We start from the raw sequence: 227 nt of genomic DNA on the forward strand, positions 1-227 counted from the left end.
CGGATCCTGCTCGAAGTCGGCGACGGCACCGCGTTCGCCACCCCCGGGCACCTCGCCGCCTACGCCGGCCTCGCCCCCGTCACCACACGATCCGGCACCAGCATCCGCGGCGAACACCCACCCCGAGGCGGCACCAAGAACCTCAAACGCGCGTTCTTCCTCGCCGCGTTCGCAGCCCTCGCCGACCCCGTCAGCAGGGCCTACTACGACCGCAAACGCGCCGAAGG

The 227-nt window shown here is 71.8% G+C and carries 1 protein-coding gene; it reads left to right on the forward strand.

Annotated features, from left to right (window positions below; genetic code table 11):
- Nucleotides 1–227: transposase (locus ACLQ25_RS32935; protein ID WP_425734627.1), on the forward strand; the 227-nt coding region annotated here is incomplete at both ends.

The sequence above is a fragment of the Micromonospora sp. DT44 genome (assembly GCF_049841635.1).
Lineage (GTDB): Bacteria > Actinomycetota > Actinomycetes > Mycobacteriales > Micromonosporaceae > Micromonospora.